The sequence below is a fragment of the Bacteroides mediterraneensis genome, assembly GCF_900128455.1.
Lineage (GTDB): Bacteria > Bacteroidota > Bacteroidia > Bacteroidales > Bacteroidaceae > Phocaeicola > Phocaeicola mediterraneensis.
This window is the reverse complement of record NZ_LT635783.1, coordinates 3,768,248-3,790,998: the sequence shown is the minus strand read 5'-3', so window position 1 is coordinate 3,790,998 and position 22,751 is coordinate 3,768,248. Positions and strand designations below refer to the sequence as shown.

Here is a 22,751-nt window from a genome sequence, read left to right as displayed (position 1 = left end):
GAAACATACGTTTCCGGTAAGAGAAACGTAGATTTCCGGGTAGGGAAACGTAAAAAACAACTGCCAGTTTCCTGCTTACCGATGTTGCGGTAACACATTCACCTGCCGGCAATAAATAAAAGAGGAAACGTATGGACATAAAAAAAGGAGTTCCGCTGAACTCCAACCTTTGTTAACCTTAAATCTAATACTATGAAAAACACAGTGCAAAGGTAAGGACTTTCCAGATATCTACAAATTATTCCTTCTAAAATCTATGCTATATAACATGTTTTAAGAAGGACGATATCGTCATTAAAAGCCCTTAACAAAAAAGATTGGGACTGTAATCACAGTCCCAACTTTGCAGATATTTCAAGCATCTTCTGGATAGGCTTGATGGCTTCTTTTGACACAGCTTCATCCACCTTCACTTCCGGCCATTCATACTTCAGCGTATTATACAGTTTTTCCAGTGTGTTCAAACGCATGAAGTTACATTCGTTGCAAGCGCAGGTACTGTCTTCCGGCGGAGCTGGAATAAAGTGCTTGTCCGGACACTTCTTGCGCATTTCATACAGAATGCCGCTTTCTGTAGCCACAATGAAGTTTTTCTTGTCACTAGCCATGGCGTATTTCAGCAATCCTGCCGTCGAACCGATTTTGTCGGCCAGTTTCGCTACAGCTCCCTTACATTCCGGATGAACCAGGATTTCTGCATCCGGATACTGCTTTTTCACTTCCAGAATCTTTTCTACAGAGAATTTCTCGTGCACATGGCAGGCACCGTCCCAAAGCAACATCTGACGCCCGGTAATGGAATTGATGTAATTTCCAAGGTTCTTGTCGGGACCGAAAATCAGCTTTTCATCTTCCGGGAAGCTTTCCACAATCTGGCGGGCGTTGGTAGAAGTTACCACCACATCCGTCACCGCTTTGACTGCCGCACTGGTATTGACGTACGAAATGACTTTGTATCCCGGATGTGCCTTCACAAATTCGGCAAACTTGTCGGCCGGACAACTGTCGGCCAGTGAACAACCGGCATTCAGGTCGGGAATCAGCACTTTCTTGTCCGGACAAAGGATTTTCGCGGTTTCACCCATGAAGTGAACTCCACACATCACAATGATTTTCGCATCCGTTTTGGCAGCCCATTGTGCCAGTGCCAGACTGTCGCCGATAAAGTCGGCAATCTCCTGTATTTCGTCCGCCTGGTAGAAGTGTCCTAAAATGACCGCTTCTTTTTCACGACATAACTTTTTAATCTCAGCCTTCAGGTCGAGATTCTTTTCTACGGGTTCATCCACATAACCCTTTTTCAACCATTCTTCTTTATTCATTATTAGATTATATTTTTTCTTCTTTTTAAAAGAAAATATGATACTGATAATATCCCGTTAATAGTGTTCGTAAAAATGATGCTTCTTTTTTTGTTTTTCCGTTATCATCTTTGAGGTGAAGGATATCAGTCACTCATAAACAGGCTTACTGATTGATATCATTATCTTTACTGATTCTATTAACAAATTGTTGATACGTTGCAAAGTTAAAAACTTTTCGGTGATTCATTTCTGAAAATTCAATAAGAATGTGTTTAAACTGTCAGTGAAAATTATTTCTAAGTTTTTTGGATTGTTGGTTTCAAGCCTGCTATAATTGATTTGTGGAATCTTGCAAGAAATAATTTTCATTTTCTATGCGCTCGTTTTTTACACCTTTTCCACCGTTTTCAACAGGGTTATGAATATAGTTTTTATCTTTGCAGCCGAACGTATTTCAAAGATAGGAATTATGGCCGAATTAAGGAAATTGAAGGTGACGGAGATGAACCGCCTGACGGTGGAGGAGTTTAAGGAAGCAGATAAGCTGCCGTTGGTGGTGGTGCTGGATGAAGTGCGCAGTCTGCACAATATTGGAGCGGTATTCCGTACATCGGACGCTTTCCTGGTGAACAGTATTTATCTTTGTGGCATTACGGCTACTCCTCCTCATCCGGAAATGCATAAGACGGCGCTGGGAGCAGAATATACGGTCGACTGGAAATATTTTTCCCACACGCAAGATGCTGTGAATGAACTGCATGAGATGGGGTATACCGTGCTCTCTATCGAACAGTGCGAGGGGAGTACCTTGCTGGATGAGCTGGCATTGGAGAAGGGGAAGAAATATGCCATTGTGCTGGGAAATGAAGTGAAAGGTGTGCAGCAGGAAGTGGTGAATATGTCCGACGGATGCATTGAGATTCCTCAGTATGGCACAAAACATTCCTTGAACGTGTCTGTCACGGCAGGTATCATGATATGGGAGTTTGCGCACAAACTGTTCAAACTGCGTTGAACACCGCTTGTGAATATCCTATTGATAACTTGTTAATTTATTGATTTATAATATTATAACTGTCCGTTTTCGACCAGTGTAACGACTCTTTCTACCATCTTGTCGTCATCTTCAGGATGGTATTCTTTTTTCAGGCTGGCTCCGAACAGGGCAGCGAACGCCTGATAAAATCCGGCTTTGAAAGGTCCCATGAAGGCCTTGACCAGTTGATAGGAGGACTGGTTGCATTCTCGGTTGACCAGCTTGATCAACAGTTTGCCTTGTGAGAAGGTGAGTTTCTTCATGCGAGGGGTGTACTGTTGTTTCAACCCTTTTTCCACCAGTTTCATGTGTTGCTCTCTGGCTTTCTGATTGGGTAGGGTTTCCATATACTCATACGTTTCAATCACCGCTCTTTTGATTTCCTTGGCCAGAGGTAGCGTCTTTTTTACATCGCGGACCAGTTTATAGTAATATCTTTCTTGCTTTTTGTTTTTAAACTTGAGTTTCGGGTAAACGTAAATGTTTCTTAGCGTTATACAAGGTATAGTGTCTCCTTTATAGACGCATACAGGGACTTTATGACCTATAATCACTGTAGGGGTCAATTTCTGGGCATGTGTATAGAGGCAGCTGCTTAGCCACAGAATCATGAATATGTAGAGACTCTTTTTCATATACGCAAAAATAGAAATAATATTCAGATTACGTGGCATAATTAACGTATTTATAGGATGTGTATAACCTTGTGAATAACATGTGGAAAAGGTTTGTTTATCTCTGTGTATCAGTCGTTTTTAGTGGTTTAAATCTGTATGGGCAATCTTCGTGGATGGAATGGGAGGAACAGATGGGAGAAGAGGAGAGTGCGGTTTCTTGGGAAGAGAGGTACGAGGAGTTGAGCGAGCTGGCCGAACATCCTTTTAACGTGAATGCCGTGACGAAGGAAGAGTTACAGCAGTTACCGTTCTTGTCCGACCGGATAATTGAAAATCTGCTGTATTATGTGTATAAACACGGACCGCTGGTCAGTTTGAATGAATTGTGGGGAGTGGAAGGGATGGATCGTCAGACGCGTTTGTTTCTGGAAGATTTTCTTTATGTAGGCGAGACGAATCGCCGGGAACGTTTCTCTTGGAGAAATTTTTGGAAATATCGCCGTCAGGAAATGTGGATAAGGACTGATTATCCGTTGAACAAGAAGGCGGGGTATGCGGACATTCCTTCCGGACAAGAGGATAAGCTGTCCTCGAAACGGTATTACGGAGATCCTTTTTATGTGAATTTGAGGTACAGATTGCAGTACAGGGATAAAATAGCTGTCAGTTTTGCGGCCGAAAAAGATGCGGGTGAACCTTTTTTCAATCGTTATAACCGGAAGGGGTTTGATTTTTACAGTGCATCGGTGCAACTAAAGGATTTCGGACATTTGCATACGTTAGTATTAGGCCACTATAAAGCCAGTTTTGGTTACGGACTGGTAATGAACATGGGGTTCGGAATGGGAAAATATACTTCCTTTTCGGCATTGAATCGTGTGGGAAAAGGATTGAGTAGGTATACTTCCATGAACGAGGCAAACTATTTGCAAGGGGCAGGAGTTTCCTGGAAGTGGCATGAACGCTGGGTATGGACCGGATTCTTGTCTTTACGCAATCAGGATGCTACGGTGGATAATGGGTGTATAACTACATTGAAAACCGATGGGTATCATCGTCTGAAAAAAGATATGGAAAAGAAAAATACAATTTTCAATACCTTGGCAGGTAGTAATTTATGTTATGATGGAAAGTATTTTGAAGGTGGACTGACGGTTGTTTATAATGTTTTCAACAAGGTGTTGAATCCGGCGGAAAGATTGTATAACCGTTATTATCCTCGGGGAAAGTATTTCTATAATGTTGGTGTGAATTATAAATGGTATAAGGGGAAGTTTATTTTTTCCGGGGAAACGGCCATTGATAAGCAGGGTAAGGTCGCTACATTGAACCAGCTGACTTATTCACCGACTGTGAATACTTCATGGGTAGTTATTAACAGGTATTATGATAAAAAATACCAGAGTTTATACGGCAATGCTTTTGGTGAAAATTCCAAGTTGCAAAATGAAACCGGAATTTTTATTGGACTGGAAACAAGCTTTTTACGGAATATCAAGCTATTGTGTTCCGGAGATTTCTTTTATTTTCCATGGTATCGTTATTTGGTGGACAAGCGGAAAACTACAGGGATGGAGGTAGTATTTCAACTATCTTATTCACCGTTAAATTCACTGGATATGTGGATAAAATACAGTTATAAGAATAAGGCTAAAAACTATAAAGAGTCGGATGAAGAGAAGTATGTGTTACCTGATATCCGGCAGCGTCTGCATTATCAGCTGACTTATTCACCGGTGAAATGGACGCAGTGGAAAACGGTGGTGGAATATGTGCGTTCATCCGTGTTCCGGAAAGAAGTATCCAATGGAGTGGCGTTGGGGAGTAGTCTGAAATTGGAAATACCTCGTTGGAATGTACGGACTTTTTTGAGTGGGGTTTGGTTTCGTACAGAGGATTATGCTTCACGAGTGTATCTGTATGAACAGGGATTGTTGTATGCGTTTTCCATGAGGGCCTTGTATGGAAAAGGAGAACGGTTGGCTGTAGGAATGGATTATAACTGGAAGAAACGGGTGTTTTTTCAGATGAAATGGGGATGGACACATTACAGAGACCGGAACTTGATTGGTTCGGGAGCAGAAGAAATTCAGGGAAACCAAAAATATGATTTACAGTTTCAGGTGCGGTTTAAGTGGTGATTTTCTAAAGTAAGGACATAAAAAAAGGAGTACCGCTGTACTCCAACCTTTGTTAACCTTAAATCTAATACTATGAAAAACACAGTACAAAGGTACGGAATTCTCGGAATAATACAAGTCCTGAGGTTAAAATAATGGACTTTATAACATGATTTAAAGGAAACTCCCATTCTGTTAAATCCTATTTTGATTTTAACAGAATGGGGGTTTTTATTTTAACTTTTTATTTTGCGTTGATTTCAGCTATTTCCTTGGTGGCTACTTCCAATGCTTCATTGATGTTGCTACAGATATTTTCTTTTCCAAGCAGTTCATAAAAGCCGGATTTTTCCAGCACTTGATGTACTTTCTCATTGACACCCGACAGGATGATGTGAATGTTTTCTTTTTGTGACATTTCACATAGGGTCGTGAGGTTATGGATACCTGTGGAATCAATGAAAGGAACTTTTCGCATACGGATGATGCGGATTTTCGGACGGTCGCCCAACCGGGACATGATTTCTTCGAACTTGGTGGCGATACCGAAGAAATACGGACCATTGATTTCATATACTTCCACGCCTTGCGGGATGACCAGATGTTCTTCGTGTACTTCCAGGTCAGATTCGTTGTTGGGGTCTATTTCGTCTGTAATGACAGAAATCTTGGTTGTTTCCATGACACGCTTCATGAATAGTATACAGGCAATGACCAGACCGACTTCAATGGCTACTGTCAAATCGAAGATAACCGTCAGGAAGAAGGTAATGAGCAGTACTACTACATCCGACTTTGGGTTTTTCAACAGTCCTTTGAACACCCTCCATCCACTCATGTTATAAGAAACAATGACCAGTACGCCGGCCAGGCAGGCCATCGGAATATATTGTGCCAGGGGCATCAGGAAAAGGAGGATGAGCAGCAACACTACGGCATGCACGATACCGGCAACGGGCGACTTGCCTCCGTTATTGATATTGGTCATCGTGCGGGCAATGGCTCCAGTGGCAGGAATACCTCCGAAGATAGGGGATACAAAGTTGGCGATACCTTGGGCGATGAGTTCCGTATTGGAATCATGACGGTCGCCGATGACACCGTCGGCCACTGCAGCCGAAAGCAGCGATTCGATAGCTCCCAGTACAGCAATGGTGATGGCTACAGGAAACAGGTTTTTGATGGCTTCCCAATCGAGTGCCGGAACGGCTGCTTCTGGAAGTTGTGACTTGATGCTGAAACGGTCGCCGATGGTGTCGATGCAGGTGATTCCTCCATATATTTTCAGGTAGTAGACTCCTACGGTTACCAGAATGATAGCTACCAATGACCCCGGAATCTTTTTAGAGAATTTGGGAGTGACGGCAATGATGAACACGCTGACCACACTCACTATGACATTCCACCAATTAACCGTATCGAAGTGATGGAAATAAAGAATCCATTTTCCAATGAAATCTCCCGGTACTTTCTCACCTTGGAAATCCAGTCCGAAAATATCGGCAATCTGGGTGGTGAAAATCGTGACGGCAATACCGCTGGTAAAGCCGATAATGATGGGATAGGGAATAAATTTGATAATGGTCCCCAGTTTAAATACTCCTAATAATATAAGGAGAATACCGGCCATCATGGTGGCTACCATCAGTCCTTCGATTCCGTACTGTTGGATAATGCCATAAATGATGACAATAAAAGCACCGGTCGGTCCGCCAATCTGTACCTTGCTTCCTCCCAGAAACGAGATGATAAAACCGGCCACAATGGCTGTGATGATTCCTTTTTCCGGACTTACTCCGGAAGCAATACCAAAAGCAATGGCTAATGGCAGAGCAACAATTCCCACGATGACACCTGCCATCAGGTCGGTCATCAGGTCGGCCTTGGTATAGGTTTTCATCATGGTGAAAAGTTTGGGTCTGAATTCTAATCCTTTCATCTATCTTAAAAATGTTACTAATTTAAAAAGAAGCACAAAAGTATATATTTTCTTATATTTGAGCGACCTTTATTTTAATTATCTTTGAAAAAGATAGGGTGGAGGGTGAAAGGCGTCTGGTTTGACTCAAAAAATGTCATGTAGATGAAACTTTGTTCCGCAGGCGTTATTTATGGTCAACCGGGAAAACCATTTTTCATTGTGTTTTGTTTTATAGATAAATACCTTGTTATATATAAGATGAAACGTTAATAAAATAGAAAAATAAAATTGTAATTATTACAAATTTGAATAAAACTACTATATTTGTGGCGTAAACCTAAAAACGTAATTTATTCATCAACTTAATAACTAATAGATATGGGAAAAAGCATTAAAGGAACAAGAACCGAGAAAAATTTGGCAATCTCTTTTGCAGGTGAATCACAAGCCAGAATGCGCTATACTTATTTTGCGAGTGCAGCTAAGAAAGAAGGTTTCGAACAGATTTCAGCTATTTTCTTGGAAACTGCTGAACAGGAAAAGGAACACGCCAAGAGAATGTTTAAGTGGTTGGAAGGTGGAATGGTGGAAATTACAGCCAGCTATCCTGCCGGAGTAATCGGTTCTACATTGGAAAATTTGAAGGCTGCAGCTGCAGGCGAGAATGAAGAGTGGAGTCTGGATTATCCGAAATTTGCCGACATTGCCGACGAAGAAGGTTTTCCGGCCATCGCAAAGATGTATCGTGAAATTGCTGTAGCCGAAAAGGGACACGAAGAAAGATACCTGGCTTTCGTGAAGAATATTGAAGATGAAACCGTATTCAAGAAAGACGTGGAAGTGGTATGGCAGTGCCGTAACTGCGGTTATATTTATGTAGGAAAGGAAGCTCCCGAGGTATGTCCGGCTTGCTTGCATCCACAGGCTTATTTTGAAGTGAAGAAAAATAATTACTAATCCATTTTGATTGCATGACAACAAAGAAGGGCTGTGGCTGTTTTTTCAGCGGCAGTCCTTTTTTTGTAAGGTAAAATACCTATTTCAAGGTATTGCGTCGTGCGTAGGAAGTTCTCATTTTTGTATATCAAATTTTAAATGCAATAAATATGAAAATAAAGTCGATTATAGGTCGTGAAATACTCGATTCACGAGGAAATCCTACTGTAGAGGTAGAAGTGAAACTGGAGTCTGGTGTGATAGGACGTGCTTCTGTACCGTCGGGAGCTTCTACGGGTGAACATGAAGCATTGGAATTGCGCGATAAGGATGCACATCGTTACGGAGGAAAGGGAGTCTTGAAGGCTGTCGAGAATGTAAACAAAGTAATTGCTCCGGCATTGATAGGTTGGTCTGTATTGGATCAGCGGAGTATTGATAAGAAAATGCTGGAGCTGGACGGCACGTCAACCAAATCTAAACTGGGAGCCAATGCCATTCTGGGTGTGTCTCTGGCAGTGGCTAAAGCTGCTGCTGCTTATTTGCAGATACCTTTGTACCGGTATATCGGAGGAGTCAATACGTTTGTGATGCCGGTTCCGATGATGAATATCATCAACGGAGGTTCACACAGCGATGCTCCCATCGCTTTCCAGGAATTTATGATTCGTCCGGTAGGGGCACCTTCTTTCCGGGAAGGCTTGCGCATGGGAGCGGAAGTGTTTCATGCCCTGAAAAAAGTGTTGCACGATCGCGGATTGAGTACGGCGGTGGGAGATGAAGGTGGATTTGCTCCAGCATTGAAAGGTACGGAAGATGCATTGGAGTCTATTTTGGCAGCCATCCGGCAAGCTGGATATGTGCCAGGAAAGGATGTGATGATTGGAATGGACTGTGCTTCTTCCGAGTTTTATAAGGATGGAGTGTATGATTACACTGTTTTTGAAGGTGAAAACGGAAAAAAACGTACTTCGGACGAACAGATTGCTTATTTGGAAGAATTAATCAATAAATATCCAATCGACTCCATTGAAGATGGAATGAGTGAAAATGATTGGGAAGGATGGAAAAAACTGACGGAGCGGATTGGAAGCCGTTGCCAGTTGGTAGGAGACGATTTGTTTGTGACAAATGTGGAATTCCTTTCGAAGGGAATTGCAATGGGATGTGCCAATTCTATTTTAATTAAGGTAAATCAGATTGGGTCGCTGAGTGAAACACTGGATGCCATTGAAATGGCTCACCGTCATGGATACACCACGGTGACGTCTCATCGTTCGGGAGAAACAGAAGATGCGACTATTGCGGATATAGCGGTGGCTACGAACAGTGGCCAGATTAAAACTGGCTCATTGAGTCGTTCCGACCGTATGGCAAAATATAATCAATTACTGCGTATTGAAGAGGAATTGGGTGATTTGGCTGTGTACGGTTATAAGCGTATCAAGTAATTTAAAGATTCATTTAGCCATGAAAAAAATACAGGACTGCCGCAGGCGGTTCTGTATTCTTTTTGTTTAATACTTTTGTTAAGGGATTTAATCGGAGTAAGTCAGATGGTTAATGTGTGTTGTAAAACATAACTTTTCAGCTGTTTCTTTTGTGGTTTCAACCGGAATGTTTACTTTTGCACTGTGTTTTTCATAGTATTAGATTTAAGGTTAACAAAGGTTGGAGTTCAGCGGAACTCCTTTTTTTATGTCCTTATGTGAGGTTTCCTTTTTTCTGATGCTTGAACAGTCTTTATCTGTCTGTTTTCCTGAATGTTTTTTGTAAGCCGTTTCTTCAGTTTTTCCCATGAGCGGCCTTTCCGTTCTTTCCTTGTACCTTGTAAGCGGTCCGTTTGTTTTCCCTTTATGCGTGCTGTATTCTAGTAATGTCGGTAGGATAACCTTTCGCTGCCTTTATGTTTTCCATGTTTACGGTAGGGGAGCCGTACGTTTTCCTGCCGTGAAACGTAGGTTTCCGACGGGGAAAACGTATGTTTCCCGGTAGAAAAACATAAAAACTATCATGAGTCTTGGGAAAGAATGTGCCTGTAGTTTTAAATTGTCGAGGTGATTCAGGTTGTGCTGCATGGAAAAATCACAATTTTGGGACAGGCTTTACTGTCTTTGTTTTCTGTTTTATCGGAAGTCTTTTCTGATTTTTTTGGCGGAATAAAAACTTCCGTCAGTATTACCTGGTAAGGAAACATAAAAAATGCGGGTCTTCCTGTGCAAAAATGTCCTTGCGGTGGGAGATTTCCGTAGTGCCATTTGCCTTGCCACATGGAAAAAACCGGTTCTGGAGCTGTAGCTCCGTTTCCAGTTTTTCAGGAAATTTTTTTCGGATTTTCTGCCTTTCTGGAAAGGAATTCCGGTCGGGATTTCCCAGCGGGGCGAAGAAAAAGGTTGTCAGATTTATTTTTTTCGTCTTCCGATTGGCATGAAAATGGTCATATCCGGGAAATTTATGTCCTTTGGATGACATAAAATTGGCAGTTCCTGGGAAGTTTCTGTTCTCCTGCTGGCATAAAAATGACTGTTTCCGGGAAGCAGATCCGGAAGACCATGGATTTTTTGGGGGGGGCAGAAACGAATTCTTTTCAGTTTTTTCTCCGCCCTTTGAAAAAATACAGCCCAAGTATGGATAGATTTTTCTGTGTCTCCACCGGTTTTTCCCGTTGCATGACGGTTGTTCAGCCGGTTTCTTCGTGTGTGCAGCTGCAAGTTCTGCGCGTACATGTTCTTCTTTTTCGTGTACATGTATGTGCGCTCGCTCGCGCCCGCGCGAAATATATAATGTAGCTATGTTCCCATCCGTTTCCGGAGGCGTCGGAAAAACATGTCCTGCAACACATTCTGTTTCAGCTATTTATAAAAATCTTCAAAAATATTTGAAAAAAAGTATTGCGTAAAAGTTGCGGAAGCGGAAAAAGTGCGTACCTTTGCAACCGCTTTCGAGAGGGAGAGCCGCTGAGAATGACAGACTGGTAAAGAGAGGCAGACTTTCAAAGGCGCTGCACCCGAGTATCTTACCTTGCAAGACGGCAAGGGAGCGAGAAACGGATAAGCCCCGCGAGGTCATCCCGAGAAACTTTTTCGAAAAAAACTTTCGGAAAAATTTGGAGGGAAAGAAAAAACGCCTTACCTTTGCAAACGCTTTCCCGCTGAAACGGGAGCACGAAAGAAAGATAGTTCTTTGAAAGACTTTAGATAAACAAACGAAGATGTAGTACAAGAAGTAGTCTTATATATAATGTATATATGGGATGAAACAAGAAACTATGGCGCGAAGGTTCCACCTCTTCCCATTCCGAACAGAGAAGTTAAGCTTCGCCACGCCGATGGTACTGCGTACAAGTGGGAGAGTAGGTAGTCGCCGTTTTACAGAGAGCCTCGAGATAGCAATATCTCGGGGCTTTTTTTGTGCCCGTAAGGGAACGGGGAATAATACTTTTAAATAAATTGGCATCTGCTTTGGGGAGTGTCGAATCAGAAAATCTGTATTTCTGTTTGTCCCAGTGAGTGGTTTTCGTATCTTTGGAAAATAGAGAGCCATTTGCCTCGGGGGATTGTTGAGTGCGTCCGCTTTCTGTGTACTGGAATAAGTCAGATGCTATCGGTATGCCGCTCAGGCATGAATTGTTGCTGACGGATTGAAGTTCCTGAAAAAGATTTTTTAGTTCAGAGATAAAAAAACTCCGGACTTCACAGCCCAGAGTTTTTTACGATTGATTTCTATAATATAATTAGGTTAGGTTAGTGAATCATTGTATTTGTATCTTCTACGACTTTTCCACCAGAGAACACACATCTGACGTTGATGTCTTTGTCTAAGATTACGATATCCGCATCTTTACCTTTCTGAAGTGTACCTTTATGTGCACCAATACCAATCAGGTTGGCTGGAGTTTCAGAAGCCATTCGTACGGCATCAGCTAAAGGTATGGCTGCTTTTTTCACCATGGTTTGAATCAGTGTATCCATGGTAGCCAAGCTTCCGGCCAAAGAAGAATGGTCGGCCAGTTTACATACCCCGTTTTCAATGATGTATCTTGGGTCGTTGATAGGATTTCCTGTATATGCGGCATATTTCAGGGCATCAGTTACTAAGCAGGTCTGCTCTACGCCTTTCAATTTGTACACCAGTTTCAGAATGGTGGCTGGTAGGTGAATGCCATCGGCTATCACTTCTACACTCATGCCGTCGGTCAGGTACACACTTTCCACGGTACCTTCGTATTTGTATTCCCGACGTTTGTGGAAGCCCGGCATGGCATTGTAGAAATGTGCAGCATGCGTAAATCCGGCTTCGAAAGCGGCCTTAATTTCTGGGTATTCGGCTTCGGTATGCGTAATGGCAGTCAGAATACCTTTTGAGGTCGTATACCGAGCGAAATCATGTGCTCCCGGAAGTTCAGGACTGATATCCCAACGCTTGACGCATTGTGTGCTTTCCAGCAGAGGAATATATTCATCCGGATCGGGATCTTTCAAGAACTCTTCCCATTGCGAACCCGCCATTTTCTTGTTCAGGTAGGGACCTTCAATGTGCAATCCTTGAATGGTACTCCCTGCTTCTTTCATTAATTCTTCACACGTATTCACTGCTTGTCGGATGTTTTCGAAGCTGGTGGAAGAAAGCGTCGGGAAGATAGAAGTCGCTCCATGTTTAAGGTGTGCCTGTGTGGCTTCCCGGAATGCTTCGGCAGTTCCTTCTGTGAAATCGTGTCCACCACCTCCGTGGGCATGCATGCTTACGAAGCCCGGTACGATGTACATTCCTTTGGCATCGATGACTGTGGCCCCGATGACAGCCAAGTCACTGTTGGTTACTTCTAGAATCTTTCCGTCACTGATGAGTACGGAGCCGTCTTTCATCCATCCTTGTGGAGTGAGAATATGACCATTTATGATTTGTGTCAGCATAATTGTCGAATGTTTTAGTGGTTAAAAAAGAGTGTTGGTACCTTCTACCAGTTTACCCATGGCCCATACGGCACGTACATTGAGGTCACGGTCGAGTGCCATGATGTCGGCATCCTTTCCTTTTTCCAAGGTTCCTTTGCGGTCGAGGACTCCCATAATGCGGGCCGGAGTCTCCGAAGCCATTCTTACGGCATCTTCCAATGGGATTTCAGCTTTCTGGACCATGGTACGAATCAGGCGGTCCATGGTGGCGATACTGCCAGCCAGTGCGGAGCGGTCGGCCAGTTTGCATACACCGTCTTCAATGATGACACGGGGGTCGAAAGCTTCTTTGCTGTCGCTTGCGGCACAGGCCAGCGCATCGGTAATCAAGGCGGTCTTTTCTACTCCTTTAATCTTGTGTACCAGGCGGAGGATTGTGGGAGGCACATGGATACCGTCGGCAACTACTTCTACGGTCATGTCATCCATCAGGTAGATACTTTCTACGGTACCTTCGTATTTGTATTCCCGGCGTTTGTGGAAGCCTGGCATGGCGTTGTAGAAATGGGTGGCGTGTGTATAGCCGGCATAGAATCCGGTATAGATGTCTTCAAACTCAGCTTGTGTATGTCCTACTGCCGCCAAAACACCTTTTGAAGTGATGTATTTACCAAATTGCATGGCTCCGGGGAGTTCAGGTGCTGCATCCCAACGTTTGATGCAGTGGGTTTCTTCCAACAGTGGAATGTATTCTTCCGGATCGGGATTCTTGATGTTTTCCGGCATCTGTCCGCCTGCCATTTTCATATTAAAATAATGTCCTTCCAGATGAAGTCCGAGAACCGGGCTGTCGGGCTCACTCATTAATTTTTCCGTAGTGGCTGCAGCAGCGCGAATCATGGGGATGGTAGAAGAGGAAAGGGTGGGGAAGATGCTGGTCGTCCCATGTTGCATGTGTGCTTTGACTGCTGTGCGGAAAGCGTCTTCACTGCCTTCCATAAAGTCGCGGCCGCCTCCTCCGTGTACATGGATTTCAACTCCTCCCGGAACAATGTACATTCCTTTGGCATCTATCAGTGTGGCACCTACGATGGCCAAGTCGCAGTTGGTTACTTCCAGGATTTTATTGTCTCTGATGAGTACGGAACCGTCTTTCAACCAGCCTTGTGGAGTTAAAATACGGGCATTAATTATTTGAGTTAACATATTGAATAAGGTTTGATTTCTTTTATATGTGCTGCAAATTTAATTAATTTGCTAATTAAATGTTTTATCAATAATATATTTATTTATGATTTAAGGGTTAATTAAATTAAAAGTCTATCCTTTTTGTATTTATGTAATAAAATGAAACAAATTATTGGGGTTGTGGAGATTAAAAACGTAAGCATGTGGTTTGGGGGATGTCTTTTTTAATAAAATGAGGAATAGGGTTCGGTATGTATAGCGTATGTTAAACAAGCATTTTTAATAAATAAAAAGCGGAAAGACTAGATAAAATGAATTATTATTTGTATCTTTGTCGCCCGATTTATATGGTATTGCGACTTGGGAAAACTTGGTACATATAAGATAGAATTAAAGAACATGACGGAAAGCTCAGCTGATTATGAGTTCCTTTTGACAAATCAGTTCTTTACGGATATCGACGCCCCGGAAATTCAAAAAGGAAAACTGCAGGTGCAGTTGAACGTAAGAAAGACAATGGGTGTTTATGTCCTCACTTTTCATATCGAGGGTTCTGTAATCGTGCCGTGTGACCGTTGTCTGGACGATATGGAATTGCCGGTAGTGACCGATGATACTTTAAAGGTAAAATTGGGAGAAACTTTTTCGGACGAAGAGGATATGGTAATTGTGCCTGAAGAAGACGGCTACATTAATGTGGCTTGGTTTATGTACGAGTTTATCGCATTGAGTTTACCGATGAAACATGTGCATGCTCCAGGTAAATGCAATAAAAGCATGATGGGGGCACTGAACAAACATTTACGTACTTCGGCCGATGAGGAAGAAACGGATGATTTTGGATTGGATGACGAGGAACTGGAAGATGAATTGTCCGAAGCACATGAGATAGATCCGAGATGGAACGAATTGAAGAAAATATTAGATAATAATTAAATAAAAGTTTAGAAAAATGGCACATCCTAAAAGAAGACAATCAAAAACGAGAACTGCGAAGAGAAGAACTCATGACAAGGCAGTTGCTCCTACGTTGGCTATTTGCCCGAACTGCGGCGCATGGCATGTTTATCACACAGTATGTGGGGCTTGTGGTTATTACAGAGGTAAGTTGGCTATCGAAAAAGAAGCTGCTCTTTAATAACTTGACGCTTTGTTGAACATCTTTTGCATGTTCTAGGGAAATTAAAGCCGGAGAGCCATTTCGGCTCCCCGGCTGTTTTTTTATAGGCCACGAAATTAAGAAATGATGGAAAAAATAAATGCAGTAATTACCGGAGTCGGTGGGTATGTACCTGATTATGTCCTGACAAACGAAGAATTGTCAAGAATGGTTGACACCAACGATGAGTGGATTATGACTCGTATCGGGGTGAAAGAACGACGTATCCTGAACGAAGAGGGTTTGGGAACTTCATATTTGGCTCGTAAGGCCGCTAAACAGTTGATGCAGAAAACGGATTCGGATCCGGCTTCTATTGACTGTGTAATTGTAGCTACGACAACTCCTGACTATCATTTCCCTTCTACTGCTTCTATTCTTTGTGACAAATTAGGGTTGAAGAATGCGTATGCATTCGACTTGCAGGCTGCCTGCAGCGGTTTTTTGTATGCGATGGAAACAGCTGCCAGCATGATTCAGTCAGGCCGTCACAAGAAAATTATTATTGTAGGCGCAGACAAGATGTCTTCTATGGTGAACTATTCAGACCGTGCTACTTGCCCAATTTTTGGGGATGGGGCTGCGGCTTGTATGGTGGAAGCCACTACGGAAGACTATGGTATCATGGACTCTATCCTGCGTACGGATGGCAAGGGACTTCCGTTCCTGCACATGAAAGCGGGTGGTTCGGTGTGTCCTCCTTCTTACTTCACCATTGACAACAAGATGCATTATTTGTATCAAGAAGGTAGAACGGTGTTCAAATATGCCGTATCTAACATGTCTGACGTAACAGCTCAGATTGCGGAAAGAAATGGCCTGAACAAGGACAACATCGATTGGATTGTTCCTCATCAGGCAAATCTGCGCATCATTGATGCGGTAGCTTCTCGTCTGGAAGTTCCATTGGACAAGGTGATGATTAACATCCAGCGTTATGGTAATACCAGCGCCGGAACGTTGCCACTCTGCTTGTGGGATTATGAAAAGCAATTAAAGAAGGGTGACAATATCATCTTCACTGCGTTTGGCGCAGGATTTACCTGGGGTGCCAGCTACGTGAAGTGGGGTTATGATGGAAATAAATAAAGAAAGAATTAACACTACAGATAAAAAACGCATCCCAATCGATGCGTTTTTTTGTCTGTGAACGAATATTTACTTATGCACAAAGCCGGATTTGTGAATATTGTGGGCAATCCGAATGTCGGAAAGTCTACATTGATGAACTTGCTGGTGGGGGAACGTATCTCCATCGCGACTTTCAAAGCTCAGACAACGCGTCACCGTATTATGGGAATCCTCAATACGGACGATATGCAGATTGTCTTCTCTGACACTCCGGGAGTGTTGAAGCCTAATTACAAGCTTCAGGAGTCCATGCTTAATTTCTCGGAATCGGCGCTGGTGGATGCGGACGTGTTGTTGTATGTCACCGATACGATTGAGAAACCGGATAAGAATGCGGAGTTCATGGAAAAGGTACGTGCCTTGAAAGTACCTGTTTTGTTGCTGATCAATAAGATTGACTTGACCAATCAGGAAAATCTGGTGAAATTAGTGGATGAGTGGCATGAAATGTTGCCTCAGGCAGAGATTATCCCGATTTCGGCCATGGCGAAATTTAATGTCGATGTGGTGATGAAACGCATCAAGGAACTGCTGCCCGATTCTCCTCCTTATTTTGGAAAGGACCAGTGGACGGATAAGCCTGCACGTTTTTTTGTGACAGAAATTATTCGTGAGAAAATCCTGTTGTATTACGACAAGGAGATTCCTTATTCAGTGGAAGTGGTCGTGGAACAGTTCAAGGAAGATGCAAAGAGTATTCATATCAATGCCGTGATTTATGTGGAACGTGAGTCGCAGAAAGGCATCATTATCGGGCGTCAGGGAAAAGCCCTGAAGAAAGTGGCTACCGAAGCCCGTAAGACACTGGAGCATTTCTTCCAGAAATCCATTTACCTGGAAACTTTTGTAAAGGTGGACAAAGACTGGAGAAGCTCGGATAAGGAATTGAAGAATTTTGGTTATCAATTGGATTAATATCGGCTGCGAAGCCGTAAATAAAGATAATTATGGGAAATTTAGTTGCGATTGTAGGACGTCCCAATGTGGGAAAGTCGACACTGTTTAACCGTTTGACCAAGACGCGTCAGGCGATTGTGAATGAACAGGCCGGTACAACCCGCGACCGACAGTATGGAAAGTCGGAATGGCTGGGAAAAGAATTCTCAGTGGTAGATACCGGTGGATGGGTAGTGAACTCGGATGATGTGTTCGAGGAAGAAATCCGTAAGCAGGTGATGCTGGCCATTGAGGAAGCAGATGTCATTCTGTTTGTGGTGGACGTGATGAACGGCGTCACCGACTTGGATATGGAAGTGGCAGAAATCTTGCGCCGTTCGAAGACACCGGTGCTGCTGGTGGCCAACAAAACGGATAATAATGACTTGCAATACAATGCGGCCGAGTTTTATTCGTTAGGCTTGGGAGATCCCTATTGCGTTTCGGCATTGAGTGGAAGTGGTACAGGCGATTTGCTGGACTTGGTGTTGAGCAAGTTCAAGAAAGATACGCCGGAAATTCTGGATGAAGATATTCCGCGTTTTGCGGTGGTAGGACGTCCGAATGCCGGAAAATCATCTATCATCAATGCATTTATCGGAGAAGACCGGAATATTGTCACCGAAATCGCCGGAACTACACGCGATTCTATTTATACTCGTTATAATAAGTTTGGATTCGACTTTTACCTGGTAGATACAGCGGGTATCCGTAAGAAAAACAAGGTGAGTGAAGACTTGGAATATTATTCGGTGATTCGCTCCATCCGTTCCATTGAAAATTCGGATGTATGTATTCTGATGCTGGATGCGACCCGCGGTATTGAAGGGCAGGATTTGAATATCTTCTCACTGGTACAACGCAACCAGAAGGGACTGGTAGTGGTAGTAAACAAATGGGACCTGATAGAAGAAAAGACAGCTAAGGTGATGAAAGGATATGAAGATGCTATCCGCAACCGCTTGGCTCCTTTTACGGACTTCCCGATTATCTTTACTTCTGCATTGACCAAGCAACGTATTCTGAAGGTGCTGGAGGCTGCGAAGGAAGTTTATCAGGCACGTACGACCCGTATTCCGACAGCCCGCCTGAATGAAGAACTGTTGCCTTTGATTGAGGCCTATCCGCCTCCTTCAAATAAGGGGAAATATATCAAAATCAAATATATTACCCAGCTGCCGAATACGCAGGTACCGTCGTTCGTGTTCTTTGCCAATCTGCCTCAGTATGTGAAAGAACCTTATCGCCGTTTCCTGGAAAACAAGATTCGTGAACGATGGAAATTGTCGGGAACCCCGATTAACATTTTTATCCGTCAGAAATAAATGAAAACAGATTGAAATCCCCGGTTATCAGTTCGAAAGAATGGATAACCGGGGATTTTTTAATAAAAAAATGTCTTTTTGCTTGTGGGTTCGGAAAAATGTGTTTACCTTTGCACACGCAAACAAAAACAAATGCCCAGATGGCGGAATCGGTAGACGCGCTGGTCTCAAACACCAGTGGAGTAACATCCATCCCGGTTCGACCCCGGGTCTGGGTACATAGAAAGGCTGATAATCGACTGATTATCAGCCTTATTTGTTTTCCCAGGGCGTACTAAAAGCGTACTTCCTGACGAAAAGAAAGGAAACGTGTACTTTCGTGGTTTTGGCACTCCTTATTTATGTTTTCTTAACGAATATGCTGCATATTTCTTCCTTTCTCCTGCTTTTGTTTGCGCTGAAAACGGTATTCAAGCCTTATCTTTGCGACCTGAACCGATTTTAATGCACAAATGAGTATGGAAGATATAAGAGAAGCCAATTTCAGAAAGATACAACAGATACTTGACCGATGTGTTGCGCATGAATATGGGATGAAAACCAGTGCGCTTGCCCTAAAACGCGAATACCTGACGGAAGAACAAATGAGAGACCACATCCGTCAGGAGATTTTCAATGCTACGGAAAGCATTGTGTCCCTATGTCAACAGAACCGGGCTTTGCACAATATCCGCTCCGACATTCAGATGCCCGATTTCCTGTGGGAAAGCGGATTCTTTGAAAACCTCCCCTTTGAAGGGCGGAAAAAGTACATATCCTTTCAATGCTCCTCTTTCAATATAGATGAATACCTGCAATCACCTACATGTTACGATGAACAGCTTCCGTTCTTTTCCTCCCTTGTGCGCTTTGTCGTGCAAACCCAATATTTGGAGTACCTCCAACAGTTAGAAAACAAGTATGCCGCAACATCCGTACCTTCGACCGAACAGGAAGGACAGCCTAAGGAAGAAGCACAGGCACAATCCGAGCCGATTAAAATAGTGGGGAAATCCAATCCTTTCAAATCCGTCCTCACCCCGAAACAAATCAAGCTGCTGGTCGAATGCGCCAACGAAGCGCATATATTCACGACAACTGTCACACAGAAAATCCTTTCAGACTTCTTCGCCTGCAAGCTGAACGGGGTCTTGAAGTCCAACAACAACCGCCTGCTGGCTTATCTGATGATGCAGCTTAGCTGCTACAACTACATCGCTTACGAATGGCAGTCCGTCATTGCCAACAACAGGCTGGTACTTGCCAAGATAAAGGACAAGCACCTCACACGCAGCGACTTGTCGAGCGCGACAGACAACGTGAAGTGCATCTACCCGAAAGGATACGAAATCATAGACAAGTACATCAAGCAACTGCAAAAAGGTTGAGCATAGTCTGAGCGGTCAAACAAAGCTCAATTAGTCTTCATTTCCAAGCCCTTAACTTTGCCCCCGTTAACAAAACGATGCGGTACGTCTGCATAGGTCAAAACAGAAAATATTTCACGTGAGTTACCCGTAACTTGTGTGTTGAAGTTTTGGAAGATGCCGATTTTTGCCCCATCAAAAAAGAAACGAGGGTGCGCACCTTCATATTGTATCACCGAAAAGTTAAAGACAATATGGAAAAGACTTTGGAAATGCGAGTGGAAGAACTCGAAAGAATGTTGTTTATGACCAAGAATGTGCTTAGCTTCGACGAAGCGAGCGCATTCCTCTGCCTGTCGAAAAGCTATCTCTACAAGCTGACTTCGGGCAACCTGATTCCCCACTACAAGCCGCAGGGGAAGATGCTCTATTTCGAGAAGTCCGAACTGGAGGCATGGCTACGCCAAAACCCGGTAAAGACCAAGGGGCAGATAGAACAGGAAGCGCAGAAGTATGTCCTTAACCGTCCATTAAAGAAATAACGGTTATGGAAGGTACAAGAAAGACAGAAGCCATGCAGCCCTCCGCCATGAAGAAGGAGGACTTCGCAGCCCTTTGGAAGAGCATCCACCTGAAAGTGACGGACACCTACGACGTGCCGCCCGAAATCCTTTGGGTGAATGGCTCCACCATTGGGACGCTGGGCAATTTCAGCGCGTCCACAGGCAAAGCCAAGAGCAAGAAGACGTTCAACATTTCCGCCATCGTAGCGGCGGCACTGACCAACGACGAGGTGCTGCACTACTCGGCGTGCCTGCCGCCGAACAAACGGAAGATACTCTACGTGGACACCGAGCAGAGCAAATACCACTGCCACAAGGTGATGGAACGCATCCTGCGGCTTGCCGGACTGCCTACCGACCAAGACCGGGACGATTTTGTATTCATCGTGCTCCGGGAACAGACACCCGACATGCGGAAGCGGATTATCGGCTACATGCTGGAGAACATGCCCGACGTGGGGCTGCTCATCATTGACGGCATCCGCGACCTGATGTACGACATCAACAGCCCGGGCGAATCGACCGACCTGATAAACCTGCTCATGCGCTGGTCAAGCGGGTACAACCTGCACATCCATACCGTGCTGCACCTGAACAAAGGGGATGATAATGTGAGAGGACATATCGGCACGGAACTGAACAACAAGGCGGAAACCGTCCTGCAAGTCACCAAGAGCGCACAGGACAGCAACATCAGCGAAGTGAAGGCGATGCACATCCGCGACCGTGACTTCGAGCCGTTTGCCTTCCGCATCAACGACAGCGCACTGCCCGAAGTCGTGGAGGGCTATGTGTTCCAGCAGTCCAAGCCGGACAAAACTTTCCCGCTAACGGAACTGACCGAGCAGCAGCACCGCACGGCGTTGGAGAACGCTTTCGGCAAACGCACCGTGCAGGGCTATGCCAATGTCATAGCGGCATTGAAGCAGGGTTACGCGAGCATCGGCTATGAGCGCGGGCGCAATGTCCTCGTGTCGCTGAACCAATTCCTTGTAAAAAAGCGCATGATTGTGAAGGAGGGCAAGGGCTACCGCTATAATCCCGACTTCCACTATTAAGCGCAGGTCCGGTTTAGTCCGGGCATATATATAAGCGGAACGGACTGCTTGTTTCCCGGTATCGGCAGCAGGCAGGTTTGGTATGGTACGGGCATATATATGACGGACTAAACGGGACTGCCACTTTTCAATGATTCCTTCAACGGACACTCTAAAAGACTATGGTATGAACATCGAAGAAGCAAAGAAAATATCCATTGCAGACTATCTGCACAGCTTAGGCTGTTCCCCCGTCAAGCGGCAGGGGGCAAACCTTTGGTACAAGTCACCGCTACGGGAGGAAACCGAAGCGTCCTTCAAGGTCAATACCGACCTTAATAAATGGTATGATTTCGGGCTGGGCAAGGGCGGCAACATCATTGCGCTGGCAGGGGAACTCTACGGCTCCGACCATGTGCCGTACCTCTTGGAACGGATGGGGGAACAGGCTCCGCTCGTCCGCCCGGTCAGTTTCTCTTTTCGGCAGCAAAGGTCAGAGCCGAGCTTCCGGCAGTTGGAAGTCCGCGACCTCACCCATCCGGCATTGCTCCGTTACTTGCAGGGGCGAGGCATCGACACCGAACTGGCGAAAAGAGAATGCAGGGAACTGCGCTTCACCCACAACGGCAAGCCCTACTTCGCCATCGGTTTCCCGAATGTGGCGGGTGGTTATGAGGTGCGCAACTCCTTCTTCAAGGGCTGCATCGCGCCGAAGGACATCACCCACATCCGGCAACAAGGGGAACAGAGGGAAAAATGCCTGGTGTTCGAGGGGTTCATGGACTACCTCTCGTTCCTCACGCTCCGGGTGAAGAACTGCCCCGTCATGCCCAACCTTGACAGGCAGGACTACATCATACTCAACTCCACCGCCAACGTGCCGAAAGCCATTGACGCATTGGGGCTGTATGAGCGCATCCACTGCCTGCTCGACAACGATGCGGCAGGCTTCCGGGCAACGCAAGCCATCGCTGCGGAATATACTTGGCGGGTGCGTGATTTCTCGCACAACTACCGGGGATATTCCGACTTGAACGACTACTTGTGCGGCAGGAAGCAGGAGCAGAAAAACGGACAGAATCCGGCGCGGGAGCGGAAGAAAGGCAGGGGAATCTAAGCCCTGCGGAGTGAGGCGAGGCTTCCGGCGGTGCATCGGTTTTCTGGGGAAGCAAGGTTATGTTTCGGTAGACCGAAACTGCCTTGCTTTGCCCCGGCAAAGGGGAAACCGCTCCCGTCG

Annotated in this window: 19 protein-coding genes, 1 tRNA gene and 1 rRNA gene; 15 read left to right on the top strand and 6 right to left on the bottom strand. The window is 44.6% G+C overall.

Features of this window, described 5'->3' with window-relative positions:
• Positions 1-329: 329 nt before the first annotated feature.
• On the bottom strand, positions 330-1,322 hold the full coding sequence (gene nadA, locus BQ7480_RS16220; protein ID WP_072543650.1) for a quinolinate synthase NadA: 993 nt from the start codon (positions 1,320-1,322) through the stop codon (positions 330-332).
• Positions 1,323-1,773: 451 nt separating this feature from the next.
• Between nadA and BQ7480_RS16215 the strand changes: the two genes are divergently transcribed.
• Positions 1,774-2,319 carry an RNA methyltransferase gene (locus BQ7480_RS16215; RefSeq protein ID WP_072544095.1) on the top strand — a complete coding sequence of 182 codons (546 nt, stop codon included), beginning with the start codon at positions 1,774-1,776 and terminating at the stop codon, positions 2,317-2,319.
• Positions 2,320-2,372: 53 nt separating this feature from the next.
• Here BQ7480_RS16215 and BQ7480_RS16210 read toward each other — a convergent pair whose 3' ends face one another.
• Complete coding sequence (locus BQ7480_RS16210; protein ID WP_072544094.1) at positions 2,373-2,951, bottom strand: DUF4294 domain-containing protein; 579 nt, start codon at positions 2,949-2,951, stop codon at positions 2,373-2,375.
• A gap of 179 nt (positions 2,952-3,130) precedes the next feature.
• Between BQ7480_RS16210 and BQ7480_RS16205 the strand changes: the two genes are divergently transcribed.
• On the top strand, positions 3,131-5,098 hold the full coding sequence (locus tag BQ7480_RS16205) for a helix-hairpin-helix domain-containing protein (RefSeq protein WP_083581855.1): 1,968 nt from the start codon (positions 3,131-3,133) through the stop codon (positions 5,096-5,098).
• A 223-nt stretch (positions 5,099-5,321) separates the two neighbouring features.
• Here the strand turns inward: BQ7480_RS16205 and BQ7480_RS16200 are convergent, their stop codons facing one another.
• Entirely contained in the window at positions 5,322-7,016 is a 1,695-nt protein-coding gene (locus BQ7480_RS16200) for a SulP family inorganic anion transporter (protein WP_072543648.1), read from the bottom strand.
• Between the two features lie 360 nt (positions 7,017-7,376).
• Between BQ7480_RS16200 and rbr the strand changes: the two genes are divergently transcribed.
• Both rbr and eno read left to right on the top strand, forming a co-directional pair.
• Positions 7,377-7,955 (top strand): rubrerythrin, encoded by a 579-nt coding sequence (gene rbr, locus BQ7480_RS16195; protein WP_072543647.1) that lies wholly within the window; start codon positions 7,377-7,379, stop codon positions 7,953-7,955.
• A gap of 149 nt (positions 7,956-8,104) precedes the next feature.
• Positions 8,105-9,385 carry a phosphopyruvate hydratase gene (gene eno / locus BQ7480_RS16190; RefSeq protein WP_022353034.1) on the top strand — a complete coding sequence of 427 codons (1,281 nt, stop codon included), beginning with the start codon at positions 8,105-8,107 and terminating at the stop codon, positions 9,383-9,385.
• Between the two features lie 951 nt (positions 9,386-10,336).
• Here the strand turns inward: eno and BQ7480_RS17840 are convergent.
• Positions 10,337-10,660, bottom strand: a complete 324-nt coding sequence (locus tag BQ7480_RS17840) for a hypothetical protein (protein WP_139255802.1) — start codon at positions 10,658-10,660, stop codon at positions 10,337-10,339.
• Between the two features lie 532 nt (positions 10,661-11,192).
• On the opposite strand from BQ7480_RS17840, the gene rrf reads away from it, so the two are divergent.
• Positions 11,193-11,303, top strand: a 5S ribosomal RNA gene (gene rrf, locus BQ7480_RS16175).
• Positions 11,304-11,677: 374 nt separating this feature from the next.
• Here the strand turns inward: rrf and nagA (BQ7480_RS16170) are convergent.
• The gene (nagA, locus tag BQ7480_RS16170; RefSeq protein ID WP_072543644.1) at positions 11,678-12,847 is read right to left on the bottom strand and encodes an N-acetylglucosamine-6-phosphate deacetylase; all 1,170 of its coding nucleotides are present in this window, start codon (positions 12,845-12,847) and stop codon (positions 11,678-11,680) included.
• Between the two features lie 21 nt (positions 12,848-12,868).
• A complete protein-coding gene (gene nagA, locus BQ7480_RS16165; protein WP_072543643.1) occupies positions 12,869-14,035 on the bottom strand; it encodes an N-acetylglucosamine-6-phosphate deacetylase in 1,167 nt (388 codons plus the stop codon).
• 381 nt (positions 14,036-14,416) lie between these two features.
• On the opposite strand from nagA (BQ7480_RS16165), the gene BQ7480_RS16160 reads away from it, so the two are divergent.
• The 10 genes from BQ7480_RS16160 to BQ7480_RS16110 all read left to right on the top strand — a co-directional run bounded on the left by BQ7480_RS16160 (position 14,417) and on the right by BQ7480_RS16110 (position 22,631).
• The gene (locus BQ7480_RS16160) at positions 14,417-14,953 is read left to right on the top strand and encodes a YceD family protein (RefSeq protein ID WP_072544093.1); all 537 of its coding nucleotides are present in this window, start codon (positions 14,417-14,419) and stop codon (positions 14,951-14,953) included.
• A gap of 16 nt (positions 14,954-14,969) precedes the next feature.
• Positions 14,970-15,155, top strand: a complete 186-nt coding sequence (rpmF, locus tag BQ7480_RS16155) for a 50S ribosomal protein L32 (protein WP_007565939.1) — start codon at positions 14,970-14,972, stop codon at positions 15,153-15,155.
• A gap of 108 nt (positions 15,156-15,263) precedes the next feature.
• Positions 15,264-16,265, top strand: a complete 1,002-nt coding sequence (locus tag BQ7480_RS16150; RefSeq protein ID WP_072544092.1) for a beta-ketoacyl-ACP synthase III — start codon at positions 15,264-15,266, stop codon at positions 16,263-16,265.
• A 75-nt stretch (positions 16,266-16,340) separates the two neighbouring features.
• Positions 16,341-17,222 (top strand): GTPase Era, encoded by an 882-nt coding sequence (gene era, locus BQ7480_RS16145; RefSeq protein WP_022354681.1) that lies wholly within the window; start codon positions 16,341-16,343, stop codon positions 17,220-17,222.
• 32 nt (positions 17,223-17,254) lie between these two features.
• Complete coding sequence (gene der / locus BQ7480_RS16140) at positions 17,255-18,568, top strand: ribosome biogenesis GTPase Der (RefSeq protein WP_022354680.1); 1,314 nt, start codon at positions 17,255-17,257, stop codon at positions 18,566-18,568.
• A 134-nt stretch (positions 18,569-18,702) separates the two neighbouring features.
• A tRNA-Leu gene (locus BQ7480_RS16135) sits at positions 18,703-18,786 on the top strand.
• Positions 18,787-19,026: 240 nt separating this feature from the next.
• On the top strand, positions 19,027-19,935 hold the full coding sequence (locus tag BQ7480_RS16130; protein WP_072543642.1) for a hypothetical protein: 909 nt from the start codon (positions 19,027-19,029) through the stop codon (positions 19,933-19,935).
• Positions 19,936-20,168: 233 nt separating this feature from the next.
• Positions 20,169-20,456, top strand: a complete 288-nt coding sequence (locus BQ7480_RS16120; protein WP_072543640.1) for a helix-turn-helix domain-containing protein — start codon at positions 20,169-20,171, stop codon at positions 20,454-20,456.
• 5 nt (positions 20,457-20,461) lie between these two features.
• Complete coding sequence (locus tag BQ7480_RS16115; protein WP_072543639.1) at positions 20,462-21,535, top strand: AAA family ATPase; 1,074 nt, start codon at positions 20,462-20,464, stop codon at positions 21,533-21,535.
• Positions 21,536-21,701: 166 nt separating this feature from the next.
• Positions 21,702-22,631 (top strand): toprim domain-containing protein, encoded by a 930-nt coding sequence (locus BQ7480_RS16110; protein WP_072544091.1) that lies wholly within the window; start codon positions 21,702-21,704, stop codon positions 22,629-22,631.
• Positions 22,632-22,751 lie beyond the last annotated feature (120 nt).

Coding starts and splice junctions, on each gene's coding strand:
- BQ7480_RS16110 (WP_072544091.1), top strand. CDS start 21,702: ATGAACATCGAAGAAGCAAAGAAAATATCCATTGCAGACTATCTGCAC.
- BQ7480_RS16205 (WP_083581855.1), top strand. CDS start 3,131: ATGGAATGGGAGGAACAGATGGGAGAAGAGGAGAGTGCGGTTTCTTGG.
- der (WP_022354680.1), top strand. CDS start 17,255: ATGGGAAATTTAGTTGCGATTGTAGGACGTCCCAATGTGGGAAAGTCG.
- nadA (WP_072543650.1), bottom strand. CDS start 1,322: ATGAATAAAGAAGAATGGTTGAAAAAGGGTTATGTGGATGAACCCGTA.
- BQ7480_RS16210 (WP_072544094.1), bottom strand. CDS start 2,951: ATGATTCTGTGGCTAAGCAGCTGCCTCTATACACATGCCCAGAAATTG.
- eno (WP_022353034.1), top strand. CDS start 8,105: ATGAAAATAAAGTCGATTATAGGTCGTGAAATACTCGATTCACGAGGA.
- nagA (WP_072543644.1), bottom strand. CDS start 12,847: ATGCTGACACAAATCATAAATGGTCATATTCTCACTCCACAAGGATGG.
- BQ7480_RS16130 (WP_072543642.1), top strand. CDS start 19,027: ATGGAAGATATAAGAGAAGCCAATTTCAGAAAGATACAACAGATACTT.
- era (WP_022354681.1), top strand. CDS start 16,341: ATGCACAAAGCCGGATTTGTGAATATTGTGGGCAATCCGAATGTCGGA.
- BQ7480_RS16120 (WP_072543640.1), top strand. CDS start 20,169: ATGGAAAAGACTTTGGAAATGCGAGTGGAAGAACTCGAAAGAATGTTG.
- BQ7480_RS16150 (WP_072544092.1), top strand. CDS start 15,264: ATGGAAAAAATAAATGCAGTAATTACCGGAGTCGGTGGGTATGTACCT.
- rbr (WP_072543647.1), top strand. CDS start 7,377: ATGGGAAAAAGCATTAAAGGAACAAGAACCGAGAAAAATTTGGCAATC.
- rpmF (WP_007565939.1), top strand. CDS start 14,970: ATGGCACATCCTAAAAGAAGACAATCAAAAACGAGAACTGCGAAGAGA.
- BQ7480_RS16215 (WP_072544095.1), top strand. CDS start 1,774: ATGGCCGAATTAAGGAAATTGAAGGTGACGGAGATGAACCGCCTGACG.
- BQ7480_RS16200 (WP_072543648.1), bottom strand. CDS start 7,016: ATGAAAGGATTAGAATTCAGACCCAAACTTTTCACCATGATGAAAACC.
- BQ7480_RS16160 (WP_072544093.1), top strand. CDS start 14,417: ATGACGGAAAGCTCAGCTGATTATGAGTTCCTTTTGACAAATCAGTTC.
- BQ7480_RS16115 (WP_072543639.1), top strand. CDS start 20,462: ATGGAAGGTACAAGAAAGACAGAAGCCATGCAGCCCTCCGCCATGAAG.
- BQ7480_RS17840 (WP_139255802.1), bottom strand. CDS start 10,660: ATGTACGCGCAGAACTTGCAGCTGCACACACGAAGAAACCGGCTGAAC.
- nagA (WP_072543643.1), bottom strand. CDS start 14,035: ATGTTAACTCAAATAATTAATGCCCGTATTTTAACTCCACAAGGCTGG.